This window comes from Mesorhizobium sp. CA15, assembly GCF_020165215.1.
In the GTDB taxonomy this organism is placed as follows: domain Bacteria; phylum Pseudomonadota; class Alphaproteobacteria; order Rhizobiales; family Rhizobiaceae; genus Mesorhizobium.
In genome coordinates this window covers 360,105-385,093 of sequence record NZ_JAIUHQ010000001.1, presented here as the reverse complement: position 1 = coordinate 385,093, position 24,989 = coordinate 360,105, and the positions used below count along the sequence as shown (strand labels likewise).

Here is a 24,989-nt window from a genome sequence, read left to right as displayed (position 1 = left end):
TCAATGTTTTTTGATTGACCCTGCCATGCCGGCCACTAGGGTGCCCGGCATTTCCTCGAGGCAGGTGTCTGGTGATGACCAAGTATGAGGGCGGATGCCTTTGCGGCGCGGTGCGCTACAGGGCCGAGGCCGAGCCGATCAACGAACGCATCTGCCATTGCCGCATCTGCCAGAGAGCGATCGGCGCCGCCTTCAATGCGCGACTTCTGTTTCGCATCGACGACGTGACTATCGAAGGACCGGTGGCGACGATCAATTCCACGCCAGACCTCAAGCGCGGCTTCTGTCCGGTTTGCGGCACGACTTTGTTCTCACGCCGTGATTCCAGGGGCATTCTCGGCATCACCTCCGGCTCGCTCGACGACCCGTCGCTGTTCAAGCCCGACATGCATTTCTGGACCGCGTCGAAGCAGCCCTGGGTGATGCTTGACGATGGCCTGCCTCAATATGAAGGCGCGCCGCCGGCGTAGCTTCTTCCTTCTCCCACAAGGGGAGAAGGAAGAAGGCCTGCACAAAAATTTCATCTTCGATTCACGACATAGCCGGCAAAGCGTCATTGGCGGGCCATCTTTGGCTGCCTATCTACGCGCCATGCGGGAAGGCATCGAGGAGGCGACGGATGAGCGAGAGCATCAACACCCTGGACGAGCTTTTGAACGACCCGATGGTCCAACTGGTAATGGCGCGCGACCGCGTGCGCCCGGCCGAGCTTCGCCTGCTTCTGGAAAAGGCTCGCGAGAGGGCGAGTGATGATTCCCGCATCGACCAGGCTTCGGTGCCGCCCGCGCATGTCGTGGCAAGAAGCTGCCTGAAGCAGTGGCTCTACCGCTGAGGCGACCCGGGTCAGCTCGAATGAGCGGGCAGGTAGCTGTAATGATTGCGCAAATAGGCGAGCTTGAAGCCGAGCCGGTCGTAGTTGCGATAGGCCGGCCCGTCGCGGTCGGGGCGCGGCGCCTCGATATCGGCGACAAACAGTTTCGCGCCGGCGGCTATGCCGTCGCGGACCAGCCTTTCGCCAAGCATGGCGTCAAGATCGAAGCTCGGCGCCATGATGCCCGGTACCGGCGCGTCGATGCCGCTCCAGGCGGCCCCGTCTGAGATGAAGAGCGAGCGCACGGCGGCGACCGCGCCCCTGCGTTTCAGCATGTAATGATGCCAGCCCTTGCGATCGACAAGCGCCATCAGCCAGGGCGAGGTGGGGAGCCTGTATTTGGCATCGATGAAAGATGCCCACTCCGAAGCTGTCCTGGGCGTGACCTCCTCGATCACCAGATCGTCAACCGGGATCAGCGGGTCGCTCGGGAAAAGCGGTTCGTCCGCCAGCGGCGTCGCGTCGCGATAGATGCGCTCCCAGCCGCCTTGCTGCTGCATCCCGCGCGCTTCCAGCCAGCATCTCAGCCGCGACGGCTCAGTGTGTGGATTGGTATAGAACCACGGCCGCCTGATGCCGGCATCGCGGTAATGCGCGAGCAACGTGTCGACCTGTTCTTCCGTCGCCGGACCATCGACGCCGATATTCTTCACGCAGTTGAAATGGATGAACGGGATCGTCGTGCAGGTGGTCCAGACAAGATCGCCGTCCTTGTCAATCGTCAGCCCTTGCCGGGCCGCGAAATCCGCCGGCGCCGCCTCGTAGAGGTCGAGCCAGGCAGCGACCTCGGCGCGCTCGATGGCGCGGCTGGTATCGCGCGACACCTCCTCGATCGCAATTTCGGCAGCATGCGTTTCCGGCGGCGTGACCGGCTCCAATTCCGACAGGGCGGCGGTCGACATTGTGATGCTCCTCCGATTTGCCTTACAGTGTAAGATTAGCGGAGAATAATATGGCGGTGCCAGTTGTCAAGCAGGATTAGCGGCACCTTACAAATCCGTGAGTTGGAATCACGCTATCGTGAGGCTAAGCCTGTCCTCCAGGCTTTTCGAATGACGATTCACTTTTTGCCCCCAAGAACGATAGGGGCACGGGGAAAGGACCGGGATGACCGACGTCTGCACGCAAGGACTGGATACCGGCTTTGTCGGCCTGGGTTATGCCAAGGTGGCATTTCTCGGCATCGTGCAAGGCATCACCGAATTGCTGCCGATCTCGTCCACGGCGCATATGCGCATCGTGCCGGCCGTTCTCGGCTGGCAGGACCCCGGCTCGGCCTTCTCCGCCGCCATGCAACTGGCGGCGCTGGCGGCGGTGGTCAGCTATTTCTGGAGCGATGTCAGGGATGTGCTGTTCGGTTCGGTTGCGGCGATCTCGCGCCGCGATTTCGGCGACCGCTCTTTCCGCCTGGCGATCAGCATCGTGCTTGCCACCGTCCCGATCGTCATTGTGGGCCTCGCGCTTTCCGGCGTGCTCAACGCCTGCAACTCGCCGCTGCGCGGGCTGGCCGTCATCGGCTGGGCCTGCATCGCCATGGCGATCCTTTTGGCGCTCGCCGAGATTTTCGCCAGCCACAAGCTCGTGCTGCGCCAGGCATCGATCCTCGACGCGCTGCTGGTGGGTGTGGCCCAGGTCGGCGCGCTTATCCCCGGCGTCTCGCGCTCGGGCTCGACGCTGACGGCGGCGATGGGGCTGGGCTTCGCCCGGCCCGAGGCGGCGCGCCTTTCCTTCCTGCTCGGCCTGCCGGCCATCGCACTGGCCGGCCTCAAGGAGCTCTATGAACTGCACAAGGTGCATCTCGATGCGCATGGCTGGTCGATCCTGGCCGTCGGCCTTGTCGTCGCCTCGATCTCGGCTTTCTTCGCGATCTGGGGGCTGATGCGCGTGCTCGAGCGCTTCTCCGCCTGGCCGTTCGTCATCTATCGCGGCCTGCTCGGCGTGGTGCTGCTGATCGGCGTCGCGACCGGCTGGCTGGTCTAGAGGTCTCGGCCCACTCCGCTATATCGACGCCGACGCCCGGGTGCGCTGATGGATCTTGTGACGCTGCTGCAATCCGTGCCTTTGCTTGCGACGCTGGTGAAATCGGCGGCGCCGGCGGCTATTGGCGCCGGCATGGGCCTCGGCCAATGGCTGGAGGCGCTGCCGCCCTGCCGCAACCAGGTTTTTGAGAACGCGACCTATCTGGTCTGCGAGGCCGATCCGAAGCATTTTTCCATCGAGCTGTTCTGGAAGAACAAGGACGGCGATCTCTACCGATCGCTGCACAATCTGCGAAGCGCGCAGCAGGCGACGGGGCGCACCATGCCCTTCGGCATCAACGCCGGCATGTATCATCCGAACCTCGCGCCGGTCGGCCTCTATGTCGAGCGCGGCGAGCAGGTCACGCCGGCGAAGACGGGATCGGGCACCGGCAATTTCTCCATGCAGCCCAACGGCATCTTCTATATCAGCGCCGGCAAGGCCGGGGTTCGCGCGACCAGGGATTATCTCAAGCGCCCGCCGCGCGTCGACTATGCCACGCAATCCGGGCCGATGCTGGTCATCGACGGCAAGCTGCATCCGAAATTCCGTTACGACGGCACCTCGCGCAAGATCCGCGATGGCGTGGGCGTGCGCGCCGACGGGGTCGCGGTCTTCGCGATCTCGAACGATGTCGTGACCTTCCATGAATTCGCGCGGCTGTTCCGCGACCGGCTTGGCTGCCCGAACGCGCTCTTCCTCGATGGCTCGATCTCGAGCCTCTATGCGCCCGGGATCGGCCGCAACGACGATTTCTGGAATCTGGGGCCGATGATCGGCGTGTTCAGGCGCTAGCCAAGAAGCTCGCTTCGGCGCCACTCTGAATCATGCGGTAGTGCCAAAGGTAAATTTTGATTCAAACTTTGTTGGTAATTTCTCACTAGGAATGGCGTTTCCGGCGGCGCTGTTCCTGCCTTCGGTCTGTTTTGTTTTGCGTACAGGTCAAGATGCGGATTTTTGGCGTCGTCAGTTTCGTGCTCGCATCGCTTTGCCTCGCCGGCTGCTCGTCCACGTCCGGCGTCGATGCCTTGCAGATGCCGTCCAACGAGACGACGAGCTCGGTCGTGCGGCCAAGCGCGCCGGTGTCGAAGGGCGCGAGGACAGCCGTCGCCGAAAGAACCGTCGAGACCGCATCGATGTCGGGCGCCGCGCGCATCAAGCCGCCGGCGCCGTTGCTTGGCGAAGGTAACGCTGGCCCCGGCGACGAGAATTCGCGCCCCGGCGACGAGAATTCGCGCCCCTTTGGTCTGGCCGAGGAGGAGACGGTGAACTTCCCGGCGGCCGATCTGCCGGACAGCGTCGAGCCGCCGGTGCAGGAGGCAGCGCTAGTCTCGCCGCCGAAGCGACTGTCGCGCGCTGCGCCCGCCATGCTCGCCGGTCCGGTCACCCGCTATGCGTTCCGCGACGCCAAGCCGATCAATTTCGGCCGTTCCTCGCCGCGCCATCTTACCGTTCACGGCGTCGACGTCTCGCGCTGGCAGGGCAACATCAACTGGGAAAAGCTGCGCGCCCAGGGCGCCAATTTCGCCTATATCAAGGCGACCGACGGCGGCGATCATCTCGACCCGATGTTCATGAAGAACTGGCGCAACGCCGATGCCGCCGGGCTGAAGCGCGGCGCCTATCATTTCTTCTACTGGTGCCGCACCGCCGGCGAGCAGGCCGACTGGTTCATCCGCAACGTGCCGAAGGTCGACGGCGCGCTGCCGCCGGTCATCGACGTCGAGTGGAACGGCGAGTCTTCCTGCAAGCGGCGACCCTCGCGCGAAAAAGTACTGGAGAAGATGCAGGTGTTCATGGACAGGCTGGAGCGCCACTACGGCCAGCGGCCCATCATCTACACCAGCCCCGACTTCTATCGCGACAATCTGCGCGGCGCCTTCCAAGATTACCCGTTCTGGCTGCGCGCGGTGGCGGCGCACCCGTCAAAGGTTTATCCGGGCCGCAGGTGGCTGTTCTGGCAGTATTCCGGCTCCGGCCTGTCGCATGGCGTCAGCGGCCGCATCGACCTCAACGTCTTCCATGGCGACGAGCGCCAATGGCGCGCCTGGCTGGGCGGCGGGCAGATGGTGGCCGACGCGGATTGAGGCGGAGTTTTCCCTTCTCCCTTGCGGGAGAAGGTGGCCGCGAAGCGGCCGGATGAGGGGTGCTTCAGCTTGATGCAGACCTTCGCAAACGACTGATGATCGCCAGCATCTCACTCCGCTGGAGCCCCCTCATCCGTCTCGGCGCTGCGCGCCGATCCGCATTCTCCCATAAGGCGAGGAGGGGAAGCACCGGCGCCTCACGCGCGGGCGTCGGCCGGTGAGGTCGATGGCAATTTCGGCATTTCGCTAACCATGCGCACACCCTGTCTCTTAGAGGTGCGGCAACGGGCTTCCGGTAACGTGTCCGTGATCGCATTTCGGAGAGGTTCGATGCGCAAACTGATTGTTACTGCCGCTTTGGTAGCCGCTGTCGGCTACGGATTTTTCAATTCGCACATGCGGGGCAGCGAGCCCAAGGACAATGTGGTCGCCTACTCCACCACCGACGCGGCGATGCAGGGCGCCAAGGCCAAGGGCCATTCGACGCTGCCGCGCTTCCATGAACTGATAGCCGCACGCACGCCTGGCACCTACACCGTGAAATTTCCGCTGACCCAGAACGGCGCCACCGAGCATATCTGGATGCAGCTTGTGGCTTTCAGCGACGGCCGCTTCGTCGGCCTGCTGGCCGACAAGCCGGTCAATGGCAACCAGTACAAGATGGGCGATCGCATGACGGTGGCCGAGGCCGACGTCGAGGACTGGATGATCCGCAACGGCGGCGACGTCTATGGCGGCTACACGGTGCGCCAGGCGCTGGCGGATATGCCGAAGGAACAGGCGGCGAAATACGGGATCGCGTTCAAGGATTGAGCGCTCTTCTCCTTCTCCCACAAGGGGAGAAGGTGGCCGCGAAGCGGCCGGATGATGGGTGTTCCAGCTTGATGGAAGCCTTGCCGGTTCGGGGGCGCCGCAGCAAGATCGCCAGCCTCTCACTCCGCTGGAACACCCCTCATCCGTCTCGGCGCTGCGCGCCGATCCACCTTCTCCCACAAGAGGAGAAGGAGAAGAGCGCTCATGCCTCGGCCCCGACCACGGTGAAGCGTGCAAAACGGAGCAGAATTCTGCATCGCTGCAACGCTTCAAAGTCACGGAATGGATTCCAGGGTCTGCGCGCGTCGCTTCGCTCCTTGCTCCGCCCTGGAATGACGAAGCAGAAGGGGCATCGCCACCTACCCCCCGTTGATCATCGCCTCGATATTATAGCCGTCGGGATCGAACACGAAACAGGCGTAGTAATGTTCCGCATAATCCGGACGCGGTCCGGGCGCCCCATTGCCCGCCGCGCCTGCATCGAGCGCCGCCCGATAAAACGCATCGACCTCCGCCTTGCTCTTCACCCGGAAGGCGACATGCAGATGGGTGAGCGGCGGCTTCTCGCCCGTGCGCTGGATCTCGAACAGACAACCATTGCCGACATCGAAGGCCCAGAACACGCCCTCCTTGCCGAAGGAGAGGCGATAGCCTAACGGCGCGAAAGCCTTTTCGTAGAAGAGCTTGCTCTTGTCGAGGTCGCTCACTTCGATGGTGATGTGGTCGATCATTGTCGTCGATGGATATGTTTGGCAGCGAGGCCTTAGGCACGGTAGGCGTAGCTGGCGCCAGACGCTACGCCTCTACATACTCCGCCAGGCTGACGCCTTTCGGCACATCCAGCCCGTCTGCACGCAAACCTTCGATGTGGAAGCGGATCGCATCACGGATTTCGGTTTCCACCTCAGCTACCGTCGCTCCGGTAGCGATGCAGCCTGGCAGGTCGGGCACATATGCAGAAAAGTTATTTCCGGCTTTTTCGATCACCACGGCGTAGCGCATACCATCACTCCTTCAGGCCGGACTGCTTTAGGATGCTGTTCAACGTTCCTGGTGCAACCTCTTCAGACGGCTTGCCGGCCACGGTGACGCGGCCGGCTTTGGTCTTATGCTTATATTGGCGATGGCTGCCTTTGGTTGCAACCAAATACCAGCCGTCGGCCTCCAGCGAATAACTTCGCGGACTGTAAGCCGAGGCGGCATCTAAGCTCTCAACTGCACCCACTCGTGCTTCCACATGTGTCGCACTTCTCGCAGGTGCCGTTCCGCACCATGGTGAAGTTGTGACACTCGGAGCATTCGTTGCCGGTGTAGCCCTGGAGAAGCGATTGCTGGCGCCTTGTCGCGGCGAGCTTTTTCGCTTCGGCCGCCTCGTTGGCGGCGGCGTCGGTGAATAAAGCCTCGGCGCCGCCGGCGGCTTCGGCTTCTTCTTCCACCATATCCTCGGCCAGTTCCCTGGCGCGCTCCTCATAGTCGCGCTTGTAGGCGATAGCCTCGTCGCTTGCCGGCTTCAGCGCCAGCACGTTGGAGCCTGAGAAGGCCGTCGGCGCAGCGCGGGCAGGGGCGGTCGACGGCCCAGAGCCGCCGAAACCCTTCGGGTCTGAACCAGCAGCGGACACCAGCTTCACCGGCGAGGCGCCGCGATAGAGGCCCTTGGAGAAGGGCGTCGCCTTGCCTTCGGTGATGCCGCGGCCGAGCGCGGTCTTGTCGAAGTCCGACTGGTCGACATGGGCGAGGTCGTGGCGGCCGAGATAGGAGACCGCGAGTTCGCGGAACACGTAGTCGAGGATCGACGTCGCGTTCTTGATGGCGTCGTTGCCCTGCACCATGCCGGCCGGCTCGAACTTGGTGAAGGTGAAGGCCTCGACATACTCGTCGAGCGGCACGCCATATTGCAGGCCGAGCGAGATGGCGATGGCGAAGTTGTTCATCATCGCGCGGAAGGCGGCGCCCTCCTTGTGCATGTCGATGAAGATCTCGCCCAGGCGACCGTCGTCGAACTCGCCGGTCCTGAGATACACCTTGTGGCCGCCGACGACGGCCTTCTGGGTGTAGCCCTTGCGGCGGTTCGGCAGTTTCTCGCGGTCGCGGTAGAGCCGCTCGATGACGCGCTCGACGATCTTTTCTGTCACCTGCACGGCGCGCTGCGCGGCGGGCGCCGCGATCAGCTGTTCGACCGCCTCGTCCTCGTCCTCGTCGTCATCGACGAGCAGCGAGGCATTGAGCGGCTGCGACAGTTTGGAGCCGTCGCGATAAAGCGCGTTGGCCTTCAGCGCCAGCTTCCACGACAGCATGTAGGCGTTCTTGGCGTCCTCGACCGTCGCCTCGTTCGGCATGTTGATGGTCTTGGAGATGGCGCCCGAGATGAAAGGCTGCGCTGCCGCCATCATCAGGATGTGGCTGTTGATCGAGAGCGAGCGCTTGCCGATCTTGCCGCAGGGGCTGGCGCAATCGAACACCGGCAGATGCTCGGCCTTGAGGAAGGGCGCGCCTTCCAAGGTCATCGCACCGCAGACATGGATGTTGGCGGCGTCGATGTCCTTCTTCGAGAAGCCGAGAGCCGGCAGCATCTCGAAGGAGATGTCGCCGAGCTGCTCGTCGGTGAAGCCAAGCGTCTCCTTCACCCAGTCGGCGCCGAGCGTCCACTGGTTGAACACGAATTTGATGTCGAAGGCCGACTTCAGCGCCGCATTCAGCGCCGCGATCTTCTCATCGCTAAAACCCTTGGCCTTCAGCGAGGAGGGGTTGATGCCGGGCGCCTGGTTGAGGTTGCCGTGGCCGACCGCGTAGGCCTCGATCTCGGCGATCTGGCTCTCGGAATAGCCCAGCGTGCGCAGCGCTTCCGGCACGGCGCGGTTGATGATCTTGAAATAGCCGCCGCCGGCGAGCTTCTTGAACTTCACCAGCGCGAAGTCGGGCTCGATGCCGGTTGTGTCGCAATCCATGACGAGGCCGATCGTGCCGGTCGGCGCGATGACGGTTGCCTGCGCATTGCGGTAGCCATGCTCCTCGCCGAGCTCGATGGCGCGGTCCCATGCGGCGCGGGCATGCTCGGCCAGCGCCTGCTGCTTCAGGTCGGAGGCGACCAGCGGCACCGGGTTGACGGCGAGCTTCTCATAGCCGTCCTTGTCGCCGTAAGCGGCGCGGCGATGATTGCGCATGACGCGCAGCATGTTCTGGGCGTTGCGGTCATAGTCCGGGAAGGCGCCGAGCTCGGCGGCCATTTCGGCCGAGGTCGAGTAGGCGACGCCGGTCATGATGGCGGTGAGCGCGGCGCAGATGGCGCGGCCCTCGTCGGAGTCGTAGGGAATGCCCGAGGTCATCAGCAGGCCGCCGATATTGGCGTAGCCGAGGCCGAGCGTGCGGTATTCGTAAGAGAGCTTGGCGATCTCCTTGGACGGGAACTGCGCCATCATCACCGAGATTTCGAGCACGATGGTCCACAGCCGAACGGTGTGCTCGTAAGCGGCGATGTCGATCGTGCCGTCTTCGCGGCGGTAGGGCAAAAGGTTGATCGAGGCGAGGTTGCAGGCCGTATCGTCGAGGAACATGTATTCCGAGCACGGGTTGGAGGCCCGGATCGCACCGGCGGAGGCGCAGGTGTGCCAGTCGTTCATCGTCGTGTTGAAGTGCAGGCCCGGATCGGCGGAAGCCCAGGCGGCGTAGCCGATCTTTTCCCACAGGTCGCGCGCCTTCAGCGTCTTCAGCACCTTGCCGTCCTTGCGGGCGGTGAGCTGCCAGTCGCCATCGGCCTCGACGGCGCGCAGGAAATTGTCCTTCAGCGACACCGAATTGTTGGAGTTCTGGCCGGAGACGGTGAGATAGGCGTCCGAATCCCAGTCGGTGTCGTAGGTCTTAAACGACATCGAGGTGTAGCCCTGGCGGGCGAACTGGATGACGCGGTAGATATAGTTCTCCGGCACGGCGTCCTTCTTGGCCGCCTTGATCTCGCGCTTCAGCGCGGTGTTCAGCGCCGGGTCGAAGCAGTCGTCGCCATGGCCTTCGCAATTGACGCAGGCCTTCATGATGGCTTCGAGATGCTTCTTGACGATCTTGGAACCGGTCACCAGCGAGGCGACCTTCTGCTCCTCATTGACCTTCCAGTCGATGAAGTCCTCGATATCCGGGTGGTCGGCGTCGACGATGACCATTTTCGCCGCGCGGCGCGTCGTGCCGCCCGACTTGATGGCGCCCGCCGCGCGGTCGCCGATCTTGAGGAAGCTCATCAGGCCGGACGAGCGGCCGCCGCCGGAAAGCTTTTCGCCCTCACCGCGCAGCATCGAGAAGTTCGAGCCGGTGCCGGAGCCGTATTTGAACAGGCGCGCCTCGCGCACCCACAGGTCCATGATGCCGCCCTCGTTGACGAGGTCGTCCTGCACGCCCTGGATGAAGCAGGCATGCGGCTGCGGGTGCTCGTAGGAGGACTTCGACTTGGTCAGCTTGCCGGTGAAGGGGTCGACATAGAAGTGGCCCTGGCTCGGGCCGTCAATGCCATAGGCCCAGTGCAGGCCGGTGTTGAACCATTGCGGCGAGTTCGGCGCGACGCGCTGGGTGGCGAGCATATAGGCGAGCTCGTCGCGGAAGGCGCGCGCGTCATCCTCGGATTTGAAGTAGCCGCCCTTGTATCCCCAGTAGGTCCATGTGCCGGCGAGGCGATCGAAAACCTGGCGGGCGTCGGTTTCCGAACCATAGCGCTCGGCCTCGGGCAGCTTGGCGAGCTCGGCCTCGTCGGCAACCGAACGCCACAGAAAGGAGGGGACGTCGTTCTCCTCGACCTTCTTCAGGCGCGCCGGCACGCCGGCCTTGCGGAAATACTTTTGGGCCAGGATGTCGGCTGCGACCTGGCTGAACTGCGCCGGCACATCGATATTGTCCAGGCGGAACACCACCGAGCCGTCGGGATTCTTGATCTCCGACAAAGCCTTGCGGAATTCGATCTCCGCATAGGCAGACTGATCTGGCTTGGTGAAGCGACGCTCGATGCGCATTGGTCCCGTTCCTTTGTGTCTATATATAGCGCCTTTCCCAAGGGATTGCCTGCCCCACATGGCGAAAAGCGCAGTCCGCCGTTTGCCGGCATCGCGGGCGACGCCGACACTCTCCTCGTCGCGGGCGCCACCATGCAGACAAGCAAACGCCTTTCCAGGCGCTTACCCAGGTTGCCGGCCGACCCGCGGGTCCCTCGAACTGAAACTTTTTGTCGATTCCCTCCGGAGAGGGAGGTTCACACTATCTAGCGTCGAGCCTGCCTGCAAACACTAAATATAGTGTTAACAGAACATTTTTTCCAGGCCGACAATTCTCCCTTTCGCCACCCAAGCCCTAACGATCCCAACGCTTCCGCCGGCCTCGTGAACAGGCGGAAATCCGGGCAAAACGCACAAAATCCGGGAAAAAAGACCGGCCTCAGAACTCTCCGGTCGCGCCCGCTACAGGAGCGCATGGCCTATAAAAAGCGACTCGTTCCGACCCGTCAAGGATTCGTTTGCGTAGCTTTTATGACCCCAACATGTTGTGTGTCACATATGTGGATAACGGGGACATAAGAAGCCCGGCTTTGCAGGCGCTTGACGCGGCGACCGGCCAAGCCGGAAGCCGTGTCGGGCCGATGGCTTTTCATTTTAGCTGGCTTGCACTATCTGTTGCGTTCACGCGGGGGCGCGCCTTGTCAACACCAAAAGCATCCGCTACGCCCCGCTCATGACAGTTACCGTACGTTTTGCCCCATCGCCGACCGGCCGCATCCATATCGGCAATGCGCGCACCGCGCTGTTCAACTGGCTTTTCGCCATGAACAACAAAGGCCGTTTCATCCAGCGCTTCGACGACACCGACATTGCCCGCTCGACGCAGGAATACGCCGATTCCATCCTTTACGACCTGCATTGGCTGGGCATCTTCCCGGATGTCACCGAATACCAGTCGCGCCGCTTCGAGATTTATGACGCGGCGGTCGAGCGGCTGAAGGCGACGCGGGTGCTTTACGCCTGCTACGAGACGCCGGAAGAGCTCGACCTGCGCCGCAAGGTGCGCCGCACGCGCGGCCTGCCGCCGGTCTATGGCCGCGAAGCGCTGACGCTGACGCCGGAGCAGGTGGCGGAGTACCAGTCGGATGGCCGCCGGCCGCATTGGCGTTTCCTGCTGCCCAACTACACCAACGACCCGCTGCAGCCGGAGCGCACCGAGGTGCGCTGGAACGACCTGGTGCGCGGCGAGGAGACGGTCGACCTCGCCTCGCTGTCGGATCCTGTCCTGGTGCGCGAGGACGGCACCTATCTCTACACGCTGCCCTCGGTGGTCGACGACATCGAGATGGGTGTCAGCCATGTCATCCGCGGCGACGACCATGTCACCAATACCGGCGTGCAGATCGCCATCTTCAAGGCGCTGGGCGCCGAGCCGCCGATCTTCGGCCACCACAATTTGCTCACCACAGTGTCGGGCGAGGGGTTGTCGAAGCGCACCGGCGCGCTGTCGATCGAAAGCCTGCGCGAGGACGGCATCGAGCCGATGGCCGTCGCTTCGCTGGCGGTGCTTGTCGGCACGTCGGAAAATGTCACCGCAGCGCATGATCTCAACGAGCTCGCCGGCCATTTTGACCCGGCTGCGACGTCCAAGTCCGCCTCCAAATTCGACCCGGACGAGCTCTTCGTGCTCAACCGCACGCTGATGCATCGCATGTCGTTCGAGGAAGCGCGCGACCGGCTGATGGTGCTGGGCATTTCCGGCGACAAGGCCGAGCCGTTCTGGATGGCGGTGCGCGGCAATCTCGACCGCCTGTCGGACGCGGTCGCTTGGTGGCGTATCCTGAGCGAGGGTCCGCAGGAGCCGGCGGAATTTTCCGGCGAAGACCGCGATTTCCTCAATCAGGCGTTCGACGTTCTCCCCGAGGAGCCGTGGAACGGCACGGTGTGGAAGGACTGGACCGGCAAGATCAAGGAAGCCACCGGGCGCAAGGGCAAGCCGTTGTTCATGCCGCTGAGGCTGGCCCTTACCGGGCGGACTTCGGGGCCGGAGCTTTCAGATCTATTGCCGCTGATGGGTCGGGAAGGAACGCTGGCCCGACGACCCTGACCTTGCGCTGATCGGGCGGCAGCGCCGAGACCGGCGACACCGGCACTTTGGTGGTCAGCCGCCTGATCGCATCAAGGTCGAGCCCGCCTTCGGCATTGGCGAGCGTTTCCGGATCGGCGCCCGGATCGGGCTTGGACGCCGGCATCGGTATGAAGCGCGCTGCCTCGCCGTTCGGCTGCGATTGTTCAGGATCAGGCGGGTTGCCGCCGATGATCGTGAAATTGCCGGCCTGCGCATTGCAGCCGCAGGTGGGCGGGCGCGTGTAATTGGCCTGTTTGTAGAGATAGGCGGTCGGCAGCTCGCTGTAGGGTTGACCTGTCGCCGACGAGGTCATCGAGCCAGAGTCGTCGTCCATTCTGCGCGAATAGAAGACCTGCATCTCGGTACCTGGGCAGCTCGACTCGCAATTCTTCTGGTCGCGCTCGAAGTCACCGATGGAAGCGGCATTCGACATCGGGAAGAAATAGCCGTCGCAGGTGCGCACGCACATCGTGTGGAACTCGCCGCCCAGCCGGGGCAGGTCCATGCCGTCCGGCTGGTTGATGACGCGGCGGATGTTGCGCACGCTCGGATCATCGGGCGGCACCTCCGCCGAGTCCGGGATATCGGGGGCATCGGGTGTTTCGAGCTGCTGGTCCTGGCGGCCGAAAAGCTGCTCGAACAGATTGCCGCCGCCATTGTCGCGTGCCGCCTCCCGAAGCGGCGCGCGGCGCGGCGCGATCTCGTCGTCGCGGCAGCCATTGGCATCGAGCGCCGCCAGGATGCGGCTGCGGTCGCGCCGCGTGCCGCCGGCGGCCAGCCGTTCGCGCTTGGCCTGCAAGGTGTCGAGATTAGCGTTCATGCGCTCTATCGAGGCGTTGATCGCGGCGCATTGGCTGACATTGCGCGAAAACAGCGTGAAGCCGCAACCGGCGTCGCTTGCCCGGCCGCGGGCCTTGGCAAGCTGCTCGCGCTGCCTGGCGATCGCGTCGTCATATTTGCGGACGAGACCCGGCCCTCCGCCGCCACCGCGCGTCGCGGCGAGTTCGGCTTCGAGTTGCCGGCATATGCGAGAAGCTGCCTGGGTTTCAGCGGCGGCGACAGCTGAGCCTGCAAGCGCTGCAAGCAGCGTCGCAAGATGCATCAGCTTCAGCCCCTTCATTCTCGTGGAATCCCGATTGCCCGTGCCGGAAGGCTACCGCGTTCGTGGTTAACTGTTCGCTATGCGTTTCACCGTTTCACGGAAACGGCGAAACGCCCTATTTCTTTGTTTTACGCAATTCCAGACGGAAAACCGCTCACACTTTTCCTGGAATTGCTCTGTCTGCAACCCGGCACAATTGCGCTTTGTCGCGCCACCTCAGTTCAAGTCGACGAGCGCCTGCGCCTTATGCGCCGCCTCGACTACCGCAAGCGCGGTCATGTTGACGACGCCGCGCGAGGTTACGGACGGCGTCAATATGTGCGCGGGCTTGTCGGTGCCGAGCAGAATCGGTCCGACATGCAGCGCGTCCATCATGGCGCGCAAAGCCGTCAGCGTGATGTTGGCCGAATCGAGGTTCGGGAAGACCAGCAGATTGGCTTCGCCTTTCAGCCGCGAATGCGGGTAGACGCGCTGGCGCAGATGTTCTGAAAGAGCGGAGTCGGCATGCATCTCGCCATCGCACTGGAGTTCCGGGGCGATGCGAGCCAGGATCGCCGCGGCCTGGCGCATCTTCAGCGCGCCGGGTGAATCGCGTGAGCCGAAATCCGAATGCGACAGAAGCGCTGCCTTCGGCTCGATGCCGAAGCGCTGGATTTCCTCGGCCGCGAGCACAGTCATTTCGGCGATCTCTTCCGCTGTGGGATCGACCGAGACATGCGTGTCGGTGAGGAAGATGATGCCGCGCTGCGAGATCAGCATCGACAATGTCGACAGGTCGCGGTCCTTGATGCCGGCGCGAGGCCCGATGATCAGCGTGACATTGCGCAGATGCCGCTCGAAGCGGCCTTCGAGCCCGCAAACCATGGCATCCGCGTCGCCGCGCTTCAGCGCAAGAGCGGCGATCACCGTATTGTTGGTACGCACCATGGTGCGGGCGGCTTCCGTCGTGATACCGCGGCGGCCGGCAAGCTCGATCAGGAGGTCGACATAGTGCCGGTAACGCGGATCGTCTTCCGGGTTTATCAGGCCGAAATCGACGCCGGGCCGGATGCGCAGGCCGTAACGCTTCAGGCGGACCTCCACGACATGCGGACGGCCGATCAGGATCGGCTCGGCGATGCCTTCCTCCAGCACCACCTGCGCGGCACGCAGCACACGCTCGTCCTCGCCGTCGGCATAGATGACGCGCTTGGCGCTCGAGGCTTTGGCAGAGGAGAACACCGGCTTCATTACCAGGCCGGAGCGGAAGACGAAGCGGTTGAGCTTGTCGATATAGGCGGCGAAATCGGCGATCGGCCGCGTCGCGACGCCGGTGTCGCAGGCAGCCTTCGCCACCGCCGGCGCAATGCGCAGGATCAGGCGCGGATCGAAGGGCGAGGGGATCAGGAAATCGGGGCCGAACATCGGCGTCTCGCCGGAATAGGCGCGCGCCGCGACATCGGAAGGCTCCTCGCGGGCAAGGGCGGCGATCGCCCGCACCGCCGCCATCTTCATCTCTTCGTTGATGGCGCTGGCGCCGCAATCTAGCGCGCCGCGGAAGATGTAAGGAAAGCACAGCACATTGTTGACTTGATTGGGAAAATCCGAGCGCCCGGTGCAGATCATGGCGTCCGGCCGCGCGGCGCGTGCCACTTCCGGCATGATCTCGGGATTGGGGTTGGCCAAGGCCAGGATCAGCGGTTTCGGCGCCATGTGCTGCAAAAGCTCCGGCTTCAGCACGCCGGCGGCGGAAAGGCCGAGAAAGACGTCGGCGCCGGAGATGACGTCGGCCAGCGTGCGCGCCTCGGTATCCTTCACATAGGGATCTTTCCAGCGATCCATCTCTTCGACGCGACCCTTATGGGCGACGCCGAAACGGTCGGTGACCCAGATGTTTTCCACCTTGGCGCCGAGCGAGACCAAAAGGTTGAGGCAGGCAAGTGCTGCCGCCCCCGCGCCGGACGTGACAATCTTGATGTCGGAAATCGTCTTGCCGGCCAGTTCCAGCCCGTTGAGCACCGCGGCGGCGACGATGATCGCGGTGCCGTGCTGGTCGTCGTGAAAGACCGGAATGCCCATGCGGGCCTTCAGCCGCTCTTCGACCTCGAAACATTCAGGCGCCTTGATGTCCTCGAGGTTGATGCCGCCGAAGGTCGGCTCGAGCGCCGCCACCGTCTCGACCATCCGCTCGATCTCGGGCGCGTCGATCTCGATATCGAAGACGTCGATGCCGGCGAACTTCTTGAACAGCACCGCCTTGCCTTCCATGACCGGCTTCGAGGCGAGCGGACCGATATTGCCGAGCCCCAGCACGGCGGAGCCGTTGGAGACGACGCCGACGAGGTTGGCGCGGCCGGTGTAGTCGGCGGCGGTGGCGGGATCGTCGCGGATCTCGAGGCAGGGCGCGGCCACGCCCGGCGAATAGGCAAGCGCCAGGTCGCGCTGGTTGCCGAGCGGCTTCGTCGCCTGGATCTCGAGCTTTCCCGGCGTTGGGTGCTTGTGAAAGAAGAGGGCGGCCTCGTCGAGGTCCGACCGGGCCGTTTTCTTGTTCTCGCCGTCCATTGCGGCCCCTCCCTGCGATACTGGTTTGGAGCCTTTTAGCATGTGTCGACGATTTCGCGACGCCAAAATCTCGGGCTCCGGCCTTCACAATGCCGGAGCGGAAATAATCAAACGATTCCAGTCGGTTGGCTCAGGAGCCTCAGGCTTATTGATTGGCGGCGGTCAGAACGCGCTGACGTAGAGGCCGCCGTCGACCGGGATGTTCTGGCCGGTGAGATAGCCGGCATGGACCGAGCACAGGAAGGCGCAGATCTGGCCGAATTCCTCCGGCGTGCCGAGACGTTTTGCCGGCACGTCGGCGCTGATGCGGGCCTTGCGCGCGGCTGCTGCGGCCGGGTCTTCCGGAGTGCCGGCCTCATGCGGGCCGCGCAGCCGGTCGGTGTCGAGCTTGCCAGGCAGCAGGCTGTTGATGGTGACGTTGCGGTCGATGACCGTGCGCGCCACGCCGGCGAGGAACGAGGTCAGGCCGGCGCGCGCGCCGGACGACAGGTCGAGACCGGGGATCGGAACATAGACCGACAGCGAGGTGATGTTGACGATGCGGCCGAAGCCGCGCTTGGCCATGCCGTCGATCACCGCCTGGATGAGCTCGATCGGCGTGACCATGTTCTGCGTCACACCCTCGAGGATCTTGGTGCGGTCGAGCTCGCGAAAATCGCGCAGCGGCGGGCCGCCATTGTTGTTGACCAGAATGTCGGGATCAGGGCAGGCGGCGAGCATCGCTTTCTGCACCTCGGGCTTCGACACGTCGCCGGCGACTTCGATAACATCGACGCCGAACCGGTCGCGGATCTCCTTGGCGGTCTTGGCCACGAGTTCGGCGTTGCGGCCGTTGACGACCAGATCGACGCCGGCTTCGGCAAGCGCCATCGCGCAGCCTCGCCCCAGTCCCTTGCTCGAGGCGCAGACGATGGCCTTCTTGCCGCGAATGCCGAGATCCATGACGTTTTTCTCCTGATTGTGTCGCGCGCAAGCTAGCGCCTGGGCTGGACCAACCGCAACCGTCATACGGTTGTTGCATGAATCGGGGCATAGGCACGCGAAAGCAAAGGGTGAAATCGTGATGTCAGACCCAGAGCCCCACACTTTCCGCGCGCTATTCATTTCCGACGTGCATCTCGGCTCGAAAGCGGCCAAGGCCGATTTCCTGATCGACTTCCTGCGTCATCACGATGCCGAGATCATCTATCTGGTTGGCGATATCGTCGACGGCTGGCGGCTGCGGCGCAACTGGCATTGGCCGCAGAGCCACAATGACGTGGTGCAGAAGCTGCTGCGTAAGGCGCGCAAGGGGGCCTCGATCACCTATATTGCCGGCAATCACGACGAATTCGCCCGCCAGTTCCAGGGCGTGCATTTCGGCGGCATCGTCGTCGCCGACCGCGCCATCCACGAGACCGCCGACGGCCGGCGCCTGCTGGTCATCCATGGCGACCAGTTCGACACGGTGGTGCACAACCAGCGCTGGCTGGCCTATCTCGGCGACTATGCCTATGACGCGGCGATGCTGGTCAACCGTGTCGTGACCAAGCTGCGCCACCTGCTCGGCCTGCCTTACTGGTCGTTCTCGTCATGGGCCAAGGTCAAGGTGAAGAAGGCGGTGAACTTCATCGGCTCGTTCCAGACCGTGCTTTCGGAGGAGGCGCGGCGCTCGCATGTCGACGGCGTGATCTGCGGCCACATCCATCACGCGGCAATCGAGAACTACGGCGATGTGCAGTACATCAACACCGGCGACTGGGTGGAAAGCTGCACGGCGGTGGTCGAGCACTTCGACGGCCGCATGGAAATCCTGACCTGGGCGCATGTGCTGCCTGAGGCGTCGGTCGGCAATGAAGCGCTGGTGCCGATCGATATCATCGACCTCAAGGGCAGGGCGGCTCAGGCGGCTTGAGCCCGGCCACGTTTCCCCGGTTCAGCCTGCTGCCTTCGCGCTCGCGCAGCGCTCGCTCGAAGGCCCCGTCCTTCAACAGCCTAGCTCTCGATCGATTGGTCCAGCCGGTTCCGTCGCGCTTTGCCGCATGTTAGGGATCGAGACACGTTGCATGGGAGTCGAATGCAGCGAAATTGGATCGATTCATGTCGCTGCCGCCGCTATCGCCCGAACAGCTTGTCAAGCCGAGCCATTTCGAACTGCGCATGAGCCTGATCTTCGCGACCTTGTTCGTCTCGCAAGGCACGCATCTGCCTTACTTTCCGCTCTGGCTGCAGGCGAAAGGTTTTCATGCCGAGCAGATTGCGGTCATCCTGGCCGCGCCGATGTTCCTGCGCGTGTTGACGACGCCGATGCTGACGGCGCTTGCCGACCGGGCCCGGGATCGCGCCGATGTCTATATCGCGGTAGTTGCGGCCTCCATGGTCATCTCTGCCGGCTATTTCCTGCCGGCCACCTATGCCGTCGTGCTCGCCGTGTCGCTGCTTTTGACGATCGTCTGGACGCCGCATTCGCCGATGGCCGATTCGCTGGCGCTTTCGGGCGTGCGCCGTTTCGGCTCGAACTACACGGCAATGCGCAAATGGGGCTCGATCTCATATCTGTGCGCCAATGTCGTGGGCGGGTTCATCCTGGCGGCCACGGGTCCGCAGGCGGTCCCGGTCATCATCTTCATCGCGCTCGGCGCGGCCCTGGTCGCGGCGCTGTTGTCGCCGCGCATGGGGCGGCCGCGCAAGGCCTCGCCGCTGTCGGCGACCGAGATCCAGCACAAGGCGCCGAGCCTGTTCAATGCCTATTTCCTTTATTTCACACTTGGCGTCGGAATCATCACCGCCAGCCATGCCTTCCTCTACGGCTTCGTCTCGATCTACTGGAAATCGATCGGAATCGGCGATTCCGTCGTTGGCCTGCTATGGGCCTGGGGCGTAGTGTCGGAAGTGTGCATGTTTCTGTTTTTCAACCGTATTTTTGCTTCCATCTCGGTCGCCAGGGTGATGGTGATCGCCGGCATCGGTTCGATCGTGCGCTGGATCGCCTTTCCGCTGGTCTGGCCGCTCGGTCTGGGCGTCGTCGGCTTCTTCGGCGTCCAGACGCTGCATTCGGTATCGGTGGCGATGGTGTTGATCGGCCTGCAGAAGATGATCGGCGAAACGGTCTCCGAAGAGCGCACGGGCGCCGCGCAAGGCATCGCCTATTTCTTCAACGGCTTCTTCATGGCGGCGGTGACGCTCGCTTCAGGCCCGCTCTATGACCGTTTGGGCGTCGACGGTTTCTGGGCGATGATCCCGATCGCGGTCGTCGGCATGGTGCTGATAGGCCTAGCTTCCCGTTCAGCCCCAAAGCACCCTGTCGGGGGGTGAAACCAGCGATCCCCGGTAGACGAGACCGGGCTCGCGATCTCGTGCCAGCAGCAGCGGACCGTCTAGGTCGACGAAGTCGGCGTCGTGCGCGAGCAGCACCGCCGGGGCCATGGCAAGCGAGGTGCCGACCATGCAGCCCACCATGATGCCGAAGCCGAGTTCGCGCGCGCGGTCGCGCAACTTCAACGCCTCGGTCAGGCCGCCGGATTTGTCGAGCTTGATGTTGACGGCGTCATAGAGCCCGGTCAGCGCATCGAGGTCCTTTGCCGCATGCACGCTTTCGTCGGCGCAGACCGGCACCGGATGCGCGATCCGGCGCAGGATGTCGTCTTTGCCCGCCGGCAGCGGCTGTTCGACAAGCGCGACGCCGTGCTGCGCGGCGAAGCTGAGGTTCGCCTCGACATTTTCGTCGGTCCAGCCCTCGTTGGCATCGAGGATGATGCGGCTTTCGGGAGCGGCTTCCGTCACCGCGCGGATCCTTGCCATGTCGTCGTCGCCGCCGATCTTGACCTTGAGGAGGGGTCGCGCGGCATTGGCGCGTGCTTGCGCCGCCATGGCGTCCGGTTCGGCGAGCGACAGTGTGTAGGCGGTTTCCAGTGGCCTCGTCGGAAGCGCCCCGATGGCCGCCGCCACCGGCGTTCCGGTCAGCTTGGCTTCCAGGTCCCAAAGGGCGCAGTCGATGGCGTTTCGTGCGGCGCCCGCGGGCATGGCTGAGAGCAAGGCGGTCCGGTCGATGCCGGCGACGACCGGATCGCGCATGGCCTCGATGGCCGCGCGCACCCCCTCCATGGTCTCGCCGTAGCGCCTGTACGGCACGCACTCGCCGCGCCCGGAACGTCCCCCGTCAGCGATCGTTACGGTGATGACTTCGGCCTCGGTTTTGGATCCGCGTGAGATGGTGAAGGTGCCGGCGATCGGGAATCGCTCCATTTCGACCGAAATGACACGCGCCATAATTTTCTTCTCCGGCTGTGCGACACCGGTCTGCCGGCAAATCGACACGCCAGTCCGGTCACGCTAAACAGGACGCCATGTTGACCATCCGCAAACGCGACGCAAGCGGCGAGGCCAAGGACGCCGAGCACCGGCCTCGCATTGCCGTGGGCGAGGAAGGGGGCGTGCTGGGCTGCGCCTTTTCCGGCGTGTGGACGACGCGCACCGTGGCGCTGGTCGATGCCGACATGCGCAAGATCGAGCAGAGAAGCGGCGCAAAACAGCTGATGCTCGACCTTTCCCACATCGAAAAGATGGACACCGCCGGCGCATGGCTTATCGACCGGTTGGCCAGCGCCTTCGAGAAGAAAGGCGTCGAGGTCCATTTGCAGGGGCAGAGCGAGATCGCTTCGATCCTGCTCGGCGCGGTCGGCGATGCGGTTCGCCGGGAGCCCGAATCGGGTCCGTCCGGGCCGCCCAACATCATCCTGCGCGCGCTGGAGCTGGTTGGCCGGCGTGTCTATGAGATGCGCGACGATTTCTTCGCCTCCATGAACATCCTCGGCGCCACGATCCGCGGCGCGCAGATGAAGCTCGGCCGCGGCCACGCGGTCAACCCGGCCGCGATCTTCAACCAGATCGATCGCATGGGCGTCGGCGCGATACCGGTGGTGGTGCTGATGTCGGCCATTGTCGGCGCCATCGTCGCCCAGCAGGGTGCCTACCAGCTCAGCTATTTCGGCGCCAACATCTTCGTCGTGGACCTCGTCGGCGTGCTGATCCTGCGCGAGCTCGGCGTGCTGATGACGGCGATCATGCTCGCCGGCCGTTCGGGCAGCGCCATCACCGCCGAGATCGGCTCGATGAAAATGCGCGAGGAGGTCGACGCGCTGAAGGTGATCGGCCTCAATCCGATCGGCGTGCTGGTCTTTCCGCGGCTCGTCGCGCTGGTGATCGGCCTGCCATGCCTCACGATCATTGCCAATTTTGCAGCGCTTGGCGGCGGCATCGTTGCCGCCTGGCTCTATTCCGATATCCCGCCGGCCGCGTTCATCGACAGGCTGCGCGTCGCCATCGACCTCAGCACCATCTTTGCCGGCCTGATCAAGGCGCCGTTCATGGCCCTCATCATCGGCATCATCGCGTCGGTCGAGGGCATGAAGGTCGGCGGCAGCGCCGAATCGCTCGGCCTGCACGTGACCGCGTCGGTGGTGAAGTCGATCTTCGTCGTCATCATCCTCGACGGGCTTTTCGCCATGTTCTACGCAGCGATCGGGTTCTGAGATGGCGAACGGCAACGGCGCCACGGCCGCGCAGGACACGAATGACGACGAAATCGTGCTTTCGGTTCGCGACGTTACCGTCGCGATCGACGACAAGGTGATCCTCGACAAGCTCTCCCTCGATATCAAGCGTGGGGAAATCCTCGGCTTCGTCGGCGCTTCGGGCGCCGGCAAGTCGGTGCTGTTGCGCACCATATTGGGGCTGATGCCGAAGCAATCGGGGACGATCAGCCTGTTCGGCGTCGACGTCGACAAGGCCAGCGACGCCGATCGCCTGCGCATCGACATGCGGCTTGGCGTTCTTTTCCAGCATGGCGCGCTGTTTTCAGCGCTGACGGTGATGGAAAACGTGCAGGTGCCGATGCGCGAATATCTCGACCTGCCCAAGGCGCTGATGGACGAACTGGCCTTGCTCAAGATCGAGCTGGTCGGATTGCCGCCCGACGCCGCGCTGAAATTCCCGTCCGAGCTGTCCGGCGGCATGATCAAGCGCGCGGCGCTGGCGCGCGCCCTGGCGCTCGATCCCGACATCGTCTTTCTCGACGAGCCGACCTCGGGGCTCGACCCGATCAGCGCCGCCGAGTTCGACGAGCTTGTCGTCAAGCTGCGCGACACGATGGATCTGACGGTCTACATGGTTACGCATGATCTCGACACGCTGTTTACCGCTTGCGATCACGTCGCGGTGCTCGGCAAGAAGAAGGTGCTGGTCGAAGGCACGATCGACGACATGCTGAAGAGCGACGAGCCGTGGGTGAAATCCTATTTCCGCGGAAAACGCGCCCGGCAACTTGATCTTGCGGCGCGCGCATAGCCATAAGTGGGGCGATGGAAACAAGAGCCAACTACATAATTGTCGGCATCTTCACGCTTGGCGCGATCCTGGCTGCCTTCGCCTTCGTCTATTGGACGGCCGCCATCGGCGACAGGGGCGAAACGGCGATGCTGCGCGTGCGCATCCCGGGCTCGGCCTCCGGCCTCAGCCGCGGCAGCCTTGTGCTGTTCAACGGCGTCAGGGTGGGTGACGTGAAGAACGTCTATATCGACGGCGACGATCCGACCGTCGCCATCGCCGACACCGAAATCGCCCGTTGGACGCCGATCACCAAATCGACGCAGGCCGATATCGGACTGACCGGCCTCAGCGGCCAGGCCAATATCGAGCTCAAGGGCGCCGATCCGAAGGAGACCAGGCTGCTCGACGAAGCGGAGAAGGAAGGCAAGGTCGCCGAAATCGTCGCCAATCCGTCCGCGGTCACCAACCTTTTGCAGACGGCGCAGAACATCTTTACCCGCGCTGACAAGGTGCTTGGCGAGCTCGAAGGCTTCACCAAGGACGTTCGCGGTCCGCTGACGCAGACGGTCAAGAACGTCGAGACCTTCTCGGACGCGCTGGCCAAGAATTCCGACGGCATCGACAAGTTCCTGTCGGCGGTGAGCTCGCTTTCGGATCAGCTGAAGAATGTCTCGGGCCGGCTCGACAGCACGCTGAAGGCCGCCGAAGGCCTGCTCAATTCCGTCGACAAGGACCAGATCAAGAGCATCGTGGCCAATGTCGACACGGTGACGACGAACCTGAAAGAGACCAGCAAGCAGTTCGATACCGTCATCGACAACTTCAACACGGCGGTCGGCTCGATCAACGATTTCGCCAAGCAGACGCAAGGCACGTTGGCCAAGGTCAACAGCGTGCTCGACGGCATCGATCCCGCCGACGTCAAGGCCGCTTTGGCCAACATCCAGAAGGCCAGCGCCAACGCCGACAAGGCGGCGTCGGACATCGCCAAGGTCACCGACAAGATCGCCAACCGTTCCGACGACATCAACGAGACCATCAAGGACGCCCGCCAGCTCGCGCAGCGGCTCAACGACGCTTCGGTGCGCGTCGACGGCATCCTGGTCAAGGTCGACAAGCTCCTCGGCTCCGGCGAGGCCAACGGCGTCATGGCCGATGCCAGGGCGACGTTGAAATCATTCAAGCAGGTGGCCGACACGCTGAACTCCCGCCTCGGCACAATCGTCGACAACCTGTCGCGCTTCTCCGGCCAGGGCCTGCAGAACGTCGAGGGGCTGGTGCAGGACAGCCGGCGCTCGATCAACCGCATCGAGGAAGCGGTGACCGATCTCAGCCGTAACCCGCAGCGCATTCTGTCCGGCGGCGCCGGCGAGGTCCGGCAATTCGATGGAAGGGCACGGCGTTGACTTCGGCCGCCGTGACCGTCAAGAAATGAACCGCAAATGCGGGTTGATCGTAAGATCCGGGGACAGCGGGGATCACGCGTGAAGTCGATCGGGGTGGTTGCGGGTAGTTTGAGATCGTCCGCCGCAGCGTTGCTGGTGCTTGCGGTTGCCGGCTGCGCGGCACTGGGCGGCAAGCCGGCGCCGCTCGACACGTTTGAATTGTCCGCGCCGTCGCTAGATGTGCGTGCCCACAGCCGTCGCCAGATCCTGATCGCCCAGCCGTCGGCGCTCAAGGCGCTGGACAGCCAGAACATCGTCATCAGGCCTTCCGACCGGTCGATCCAGTTCCTCAAGGGCGCGCAATGGGCGGACCGGCTGCCGCTGATCGTGCAGGCGAGGCTGGCCGAAACCTTCCAGCGCTCCGGCAGCTTTGCCGGTGTCGGAAAGCCGGGCGAGGGACTGGCCATCGACTACCAGATCATCGTCGAGGTGCGCTCCTTCGAGGTGCGCGTCAATGGCGGCGAGCATGCCGATGTCGATCTGTTCGTGCGCATCCTGAACGACCGCAACGGCGAGGTGCGCGCCTCGAAGAACTTCACCGCGAGCACCCCGGTCTCAGGCGGCGGAAATGCGGCTTACGTCGGCGCGCTGGACAGCGCCTTCGGCCAGGCGGCGGCAGACATCGTCCGCTGGACGGATTCGACGATCTGACAGCGGTTGCCAAGGCGCCGGGAAACCAATTCCATCGATCAACGGACAAAAGAAAAAGG

The 24,989-nt window shown here is 63.7% G+C and carries 22 protein-coding genes; 13 read left to right on the top strand and 9 right to left on the bottom strand.

Annotated elements, in window-relative coordinates:
• Window positions 1-74: 74 nt before the first annotated feature.
• Both LB515_RS01925 and LB515_RS01920 read left to right on the top strand, forming a co-directional pair.
• The gene (locus tag LB515_RS01925; protein WP_095765229.1) at window positions 75-470 is read left to right on the top strand and encodes a GFA family protein; all 396 of its coding nucleotides are present in this window, start codon (window positions 75-77) and stop codon (window positions 468-470) included.
• 149 nt (window positions 471-619) lie between these two features.
• A complete protein-coding gene (locus tag LB515_RS01920; RefSeq protein WP_140848002.1) occupies window positions 620-832 on the top strand; it encodes a hypothetical protein in 213 nt (70 codons plus the stop codon).
• Between the two features lie 11 nt (window positions 833-843).
• Here the strand turns inward: LB515_RS01920 and LB515_RS01915 are convergent, their stop codons facing one another.
• Window positions 844-1,773 carry a hypothetical protein gene (locus LB515_RS01915; protein WP_224706565.1) on the bottom strand — a complete coding sequence of 310 codons (930 nt, stop codon included), beginning with the start codon at window positions 1,771-1,773 and terminating at the stop codon, window positions 844-846.
• A 205-nt stretch (window positions 1,774-1,978) separates the two neighbouring features.
• Here LB515_RS01915 and LB515_RS01910 point away from each other — a divergent pair, with 205 nt between their 5' ends.
• The 4 genes from LB515_RS01910 (at window position 1,979) to LB515_RS01895 (ending at window position 5,790) form a co-directional block, all read left to right on the top strand.
• Window positions 1,979-2,851 (top strand): undecaprenyl-diphosphate phosphatase, encoded by an 873-nt coding sequence (locus LB515_RS01910; RefSeq protein WP_224706564.1) that lies wholly within the window; start codon window positions 1,979-1,981, stop codon window positions 2,849-2,851.
• Between the two features lie 48 nt (window positions 2,852-2,899).
• Window positions 2,900-3,685, top strand: a complete 786-nt coding sequence (locus tag LB515_RS01905; RefSeq protein WP_224706563.1) for a phosphodiester glycosidase family protein — start codon at window positions 2,900-2,902, stop codon at window positions 3,683-3,685.
• Between the two features lie 152 nt (window positions 3,686-3,837).
• Window positions 3,838-4,977: a GH25 family lysozyme gene (locus LB515_RS01900; RefSeq protein ID WP_224706562.1), complete on the top strand. Its 1,140-nt coding sequence runs from the start codon at window positions 3,838-3,840 to the stop codon at window positions 4,975-4,977.
• Between the two features lie 330 nt (window positions 4,978-5,307).
• Complete coding sequence (locus tag LB515_RS01895) at window positions 5,308-5,790, top strand: DUF2314 domain-containing protein (RefSeq protein ID WP_095765235.1); 483 nt, start codon at window positions 5,308-5,310, stop codon at window positions 5,788-5,790.
• A gap of 359 nt (window positions 5,791-6,149) precedes the next feature.
• On the opposite strand, the gene LB515_RS01890 is transcribed toward LB515_RS01895, so the two are convergent.
• The 4 genes from LB515_RS01890 to LB515_RS01875 all read right to left on the bottom strand — a co-directional run bounded on the left by LB515_RS01890 (window position 6,150) and on the right by LB515_RS01875 (window position 10,778).
• On the bottom strand, window positions 6,150-6,521 hold the full coding sequence (locus tag LB515_RS01890) for a VOC family protein (protein WP_224636417.1): 372 nt from the start codon (window positions 6,519-6,521) through the stop codon (window positions 6,150-6,152).
• A gap of 64 nt (window positions 6,522-6,585) precedes the next feature.
• Window positions 6,586-6,792 carry a type II toxin-antitoxin system HicB family antitoxin gene (locus LB515_RS01885; protein ID WP_013532022.1) on the bottom strand — a complete coding sequence of 69 codons (207 nt, stop codon included), beginning with the start codon at window positions 6,790-6,792 and terminating at the stop codon, window positions 6,586-6,588.
• A 4-nt stretch (window positions 6,793-6,796) separates the two neighbouring features.
• The gene (locus LB515_RS01880; RefSeq protein WP_411969116.1) at window positions 6,797-7,015 is read right to left on the bottom strand and encodes a type II toxin-antitoxin system HicA family toxin; all 219 of its coding nucleotides are present in this window, start codon (window positions 7,013-7,015) and stop codon (window positions 6,797-6,799) included.
• On the bottom strand, window positions 7,002-10,778 hold the full coding sequence (locus LB515_RS01875; protein ID WP_140841096.1) for a vitamin B12-dependent ribonucleotide reductase: 3,777 nt from the start codon (window positions 10,776-10,778) through the stop codon (window positions 7,002-7,004). The genes LB515_RS01880 and LB515_RS01875 overlap by 14 nt, the downstream gene beginning before the upstream one ends.
• 712 nt (window positions 10,779-11,490) lie before the next feature.
• Between LB515_RS01875 and gltX the strand changes: the two genes are divergently transcribed.
• Entirely contained in the window at window positions 11,491-12,864 is a 1,374-nt protein-coding gene (gene gltX / locus LB515_RS01870; RefSeq protein ID WP_224602497.1) for a glutamate--tRNA ligase, read from the top strand.
• Here the strand turns inward: gltX and LB515_RS01865 are convergent.
• From LB515_RS01865 to LB515_RS01855, 3 genes are all read right to left on the bottom strand, one after another.
• On the bottom strand, window positions 12,782-14,005 hold the full coding sequence (locus LB515_RS01865; protein WP_411966447.1) for a DUF2865 domain-containing protein: 1,224 nt from the start codon (window positions 14,003-14,005) through the stop codon (window positions 12,782-12,784). The genes gltX and LB515_RS01865 overlap by 83 nt on opposite strands.
• Window positions 14,006-14,203: 198 nt before the next feature.
• Window positions 14,204-16,528 (bottom strand): NADP-dependent malic enzyme, encoded by a 2,325-nt coding sequence (locus tag LB515_RS01860; protein WP_224602496.1) that lies wholly within the window; start codon window positions 16,526-16,528, stop codon window positions 14,204-14,206.
• 162 nt (window positions 16,529-16,690) lie between these two features.
• Complete coding sequence (locus LB515_RS01855; RefSeq protein ID WP_224602495.1) at window positions 16,691-17,470, bottom strand: SDR family oxidoreductase; 780 nt, start codon at window positions 17,468-17,470, stop codon at window positions 16,691-16,693.
• 121 nt (window positions 17,471-17,591) lie between these two features.
• Here LB515_RS01855 and LB515_RS01850 point away from each other — a divergent pair, with 121 nt between their 5' ends.
• Window positions 17,592-18,422, top strand: a complete 831-nt coding sequence (locus tag LB515_RS01850) for a UDP-2,3-diacylglucosamine diphosphatase (protein ID WP_224602492.1) — start codon at window positions 17,592-17,594, stop codon at window positions 18,420-18,422.
• A gap of 185 nt (window positions 18,423-18,607) precedes the next feature.
• A complete protein-coding gene (locus tag LB515_RS01845) occupies window positions 18,608-19,822 on the top strand; it encodes an MFS transporter (protein ID WP_224636423.1) in 1,215 nt (404 codons plus the stop codon).
• On the opposite strand, the gene dgcA is transcribed toward LB515_RS01845, so the two are convergent.
• A complete protein-coding gene (gene dgcA, locus LB515_RS01840) occupies window positions 19,793-20,776 on the bottom strand; it encodes an N-acetyl-D-Glu racemase DgcA (RefSeq protein ID WP_224706561.1) in 984 nt (327 codons plus the stop codon). The genes LB515_RS01845 and dgcA overlap by 30 nt on opposite strands.
• A gap of 77 nt (window positions 20,777-20,853) precedes the next feature.
• On the opposite strand from dgcA, the gene LB515_RS01835 reads away from it, so the two are divergent.
• The 4 genes from LB515_RS01835 to LB515_RS01820 are packed head-to-tail and all read left to right on the top strand — an operon-like array spanning window position 20,854 to window position 24,930.
• On the top strand, window positions 20,854-22,038 hold the full coding sequence (locus LB515_RS01835; RefSeq protein WP_224532047.1) for an ABC transporter permease: 1,185 nt from the start codon (window positions 20,854-20,856) through the stop codon (window positions 22,036-22,038).
• Between the two features lies 1 nt (window position 22,039).
• Entirely contained in the window at window positions 22,040-22,852 is an 813-nt protein-coding gene (locus LB515_RS01830; protein WP_095765245.1) for an ABC transporter ATP-binding protein, read from the top strand.
• Window positions 22,853-22,866: 14 nt separating this feature from the next.
• On the top strand, window positions 22,867-24,240 hold the full coding sequence (locus LB515_RS01825; protein ID WP_224706560.1) for an MCE family protein: 1,374 nt from the start codon (window positions 22,867-22,869) through the stop codon (window positions 24,238-24,240).
• A 36-nt stretch (window positions 24,241-24,276) separates the two neighbouring features.
• Window positions 24,277-24,930 carry an ABC-type transport auxiliary lipoprotein family protein gene (locus tag LB515_RS01820; protein ID WP_224706559.1) on the top strand — a complete coding sequence of 218 codons (654 nt, stop codon included), beginning with the start codon at window positions 24,277-24,279 and terminating at the stop codon, window positions 24,928-24,930.
• The last annotated feature ends 59 nt before the right edge of the window (window positions 24,931-24,989 follow it).

What these genes read in the sequence shown, in the direction of transcription:
- LB515_RS01830 (WP_095765245.1), top strand. Translation starts at nt 22,040, where the DNA reads ATGGCGAACGGCAACGGCGCCACGGCCGCGCAGGACACGAATGACGAC.
- LB515_RS01845 (WP_224636423.1), top strand. Translation starts at nt 18,608, where the DNA reads ATGTCGCTGCCGCCGCTATCGCCCGAACAGCTTGTCAAGCCGAGCCAT.
- LB515_RS01820 (WP_224706559.1), top strand. Translation starts at nt 24,277, where the DNA reads ATGCGGGTTGATCGTAAGATCCGGGGACAGCGGGGATCACGCGTGAAG.
- LB515_RS01835 (WP_224532047.1), top strand. Translation starts at nt 20,854, where the DNA reads ATGTTGACCATCCGCAAACGCGACGCAAGCGGCGAGGCCAAGGACGCC.
- dgcA (WP_224706561.1), bottom strand. Translation starts at nt 20,776, where the DNA reads ATGGCGCGTGTCATTTCGGTCGAAATGGAGCGATTCCCGATCGCCGGC.
- LB515_RS01915 (WP_224706565.1), bottom strand. Translation starts at nt 1,773, where the DNA reads ATGTCGACCGCCGCCCTGTCGGAATTGGAGCCGGTCACGCCGCCGGAA.
- LB515_RS01900 (WP_224706562.1), top strand. Translation starts at nt 3,838, where the DNA reads ATGCGGATTTTTGGCGTCGTCAGTTTCGTGCTCGCATCGCTTTGCCTC.
- LB515_RS01925 (WP_095765229.1), top strand. Translation starts at nt 75, where the DNA reads ATGACCAAGTATGAGGGCGGATGCCTTTGCGGCGCGGTGCGCTACAGG.
- LB515_RS01865 (WP_411966447.1), bottom strand. Translation starts at nt 14,005, where the DNA reads ATGAAGGGGCTGAAGCTGATGCATCTTGCGACGCTGCTTGCAGCGCTT.
- LB515_RS01895 (WP_095765235.1), top strand. Translation starts at nt 5,308, where the DNA reads ATGCGCAAACTGATTGTTACTGCCGCTTTGGTAGCCGCTGTCGGCTAC.
- LB515_RS01860 (WP_224602496.1), bottom strand. Translation starts at nt 16,528, where the DNA reads ATGGACGGCGAGAACAAGAAAACGGCCCGGTCGGACCTCGACGAGGCC.
- LB515_RS01855 (WP_224602495.1), bottom strand. Translation starts at nt 17,470, where the DNA reads ATGGATCTCGGCATTCGCGGCAAGAAGGCCATCGTCTGCGCCTCGAGC.
- LB515_RS01905 (WP_224706563.1), top strand. Translation starts at nt 2,900, where the DNA reads ATGGATCTTGTGACGCTGCTGCAATCCGTGCCTTTGCTTGCGACGCTG.
- LB515_RS01850 (WP_224602492.1), top strand. Translation starts at nt 17,592, where the DNA reads ATGTCAGACCCAGAGCCCCACACTTTCCGCGCGCTATTCATTTCCGAC.
- gltX (WP_224602497.1), top strand. Translation starts at nt 11,491, where the DNA reads ATGACAGTTACCGTACGTTTTGCCCCATCGCCGACCGGCCGCATCCAT.
- LB515_RS01910 (WP_224706564.1), top strand. Translation starts at nt 1,979, where the DNA reads ATGACCGACGTCTGCACGCAAGGACTGGATACCGGCTTTGTCGGCCTG.
- LB515_RS01920 (WP_140848002.1), top strand. Translation starts at nt 620, where the DNA reads ATGAGCGAGAGCATCAACACCCTGGACGAGCTTTTGAACGACCCGATG.
- LB515_RS01890 (WP_224636417.1), bottom strand. Translation starts at nt 6,521, where the DNA reads ATGATCGACCACATCACCATCGAAGTGAGCGACCTCGACAAGAGCAAG.
- LB515_RS01885 (WP_013532022.1), bottom strand. Translation starts at nt 6,792, where the DNA reads ATGCGCTACGCCGTGGTGATCGAAAAAGCCGGAAATAACTTTTCTGCA.
- LB515_RS01825 (WP_224706560.1), top strand. Translation starts at nt 22,867, where the DNA reads ATGGAAACAAGAGCCAACTACATAATTGTCGGCATCTTCACGCTTGGC.
- LB515_RS01875 (WP_140841096.1), bottom strand. Translation starts at nt 10,778, where the DNA reads ATGCGCATCGAGCGTCGCTTCACCAAGCCAGATCAGTCTGCCTATGCG.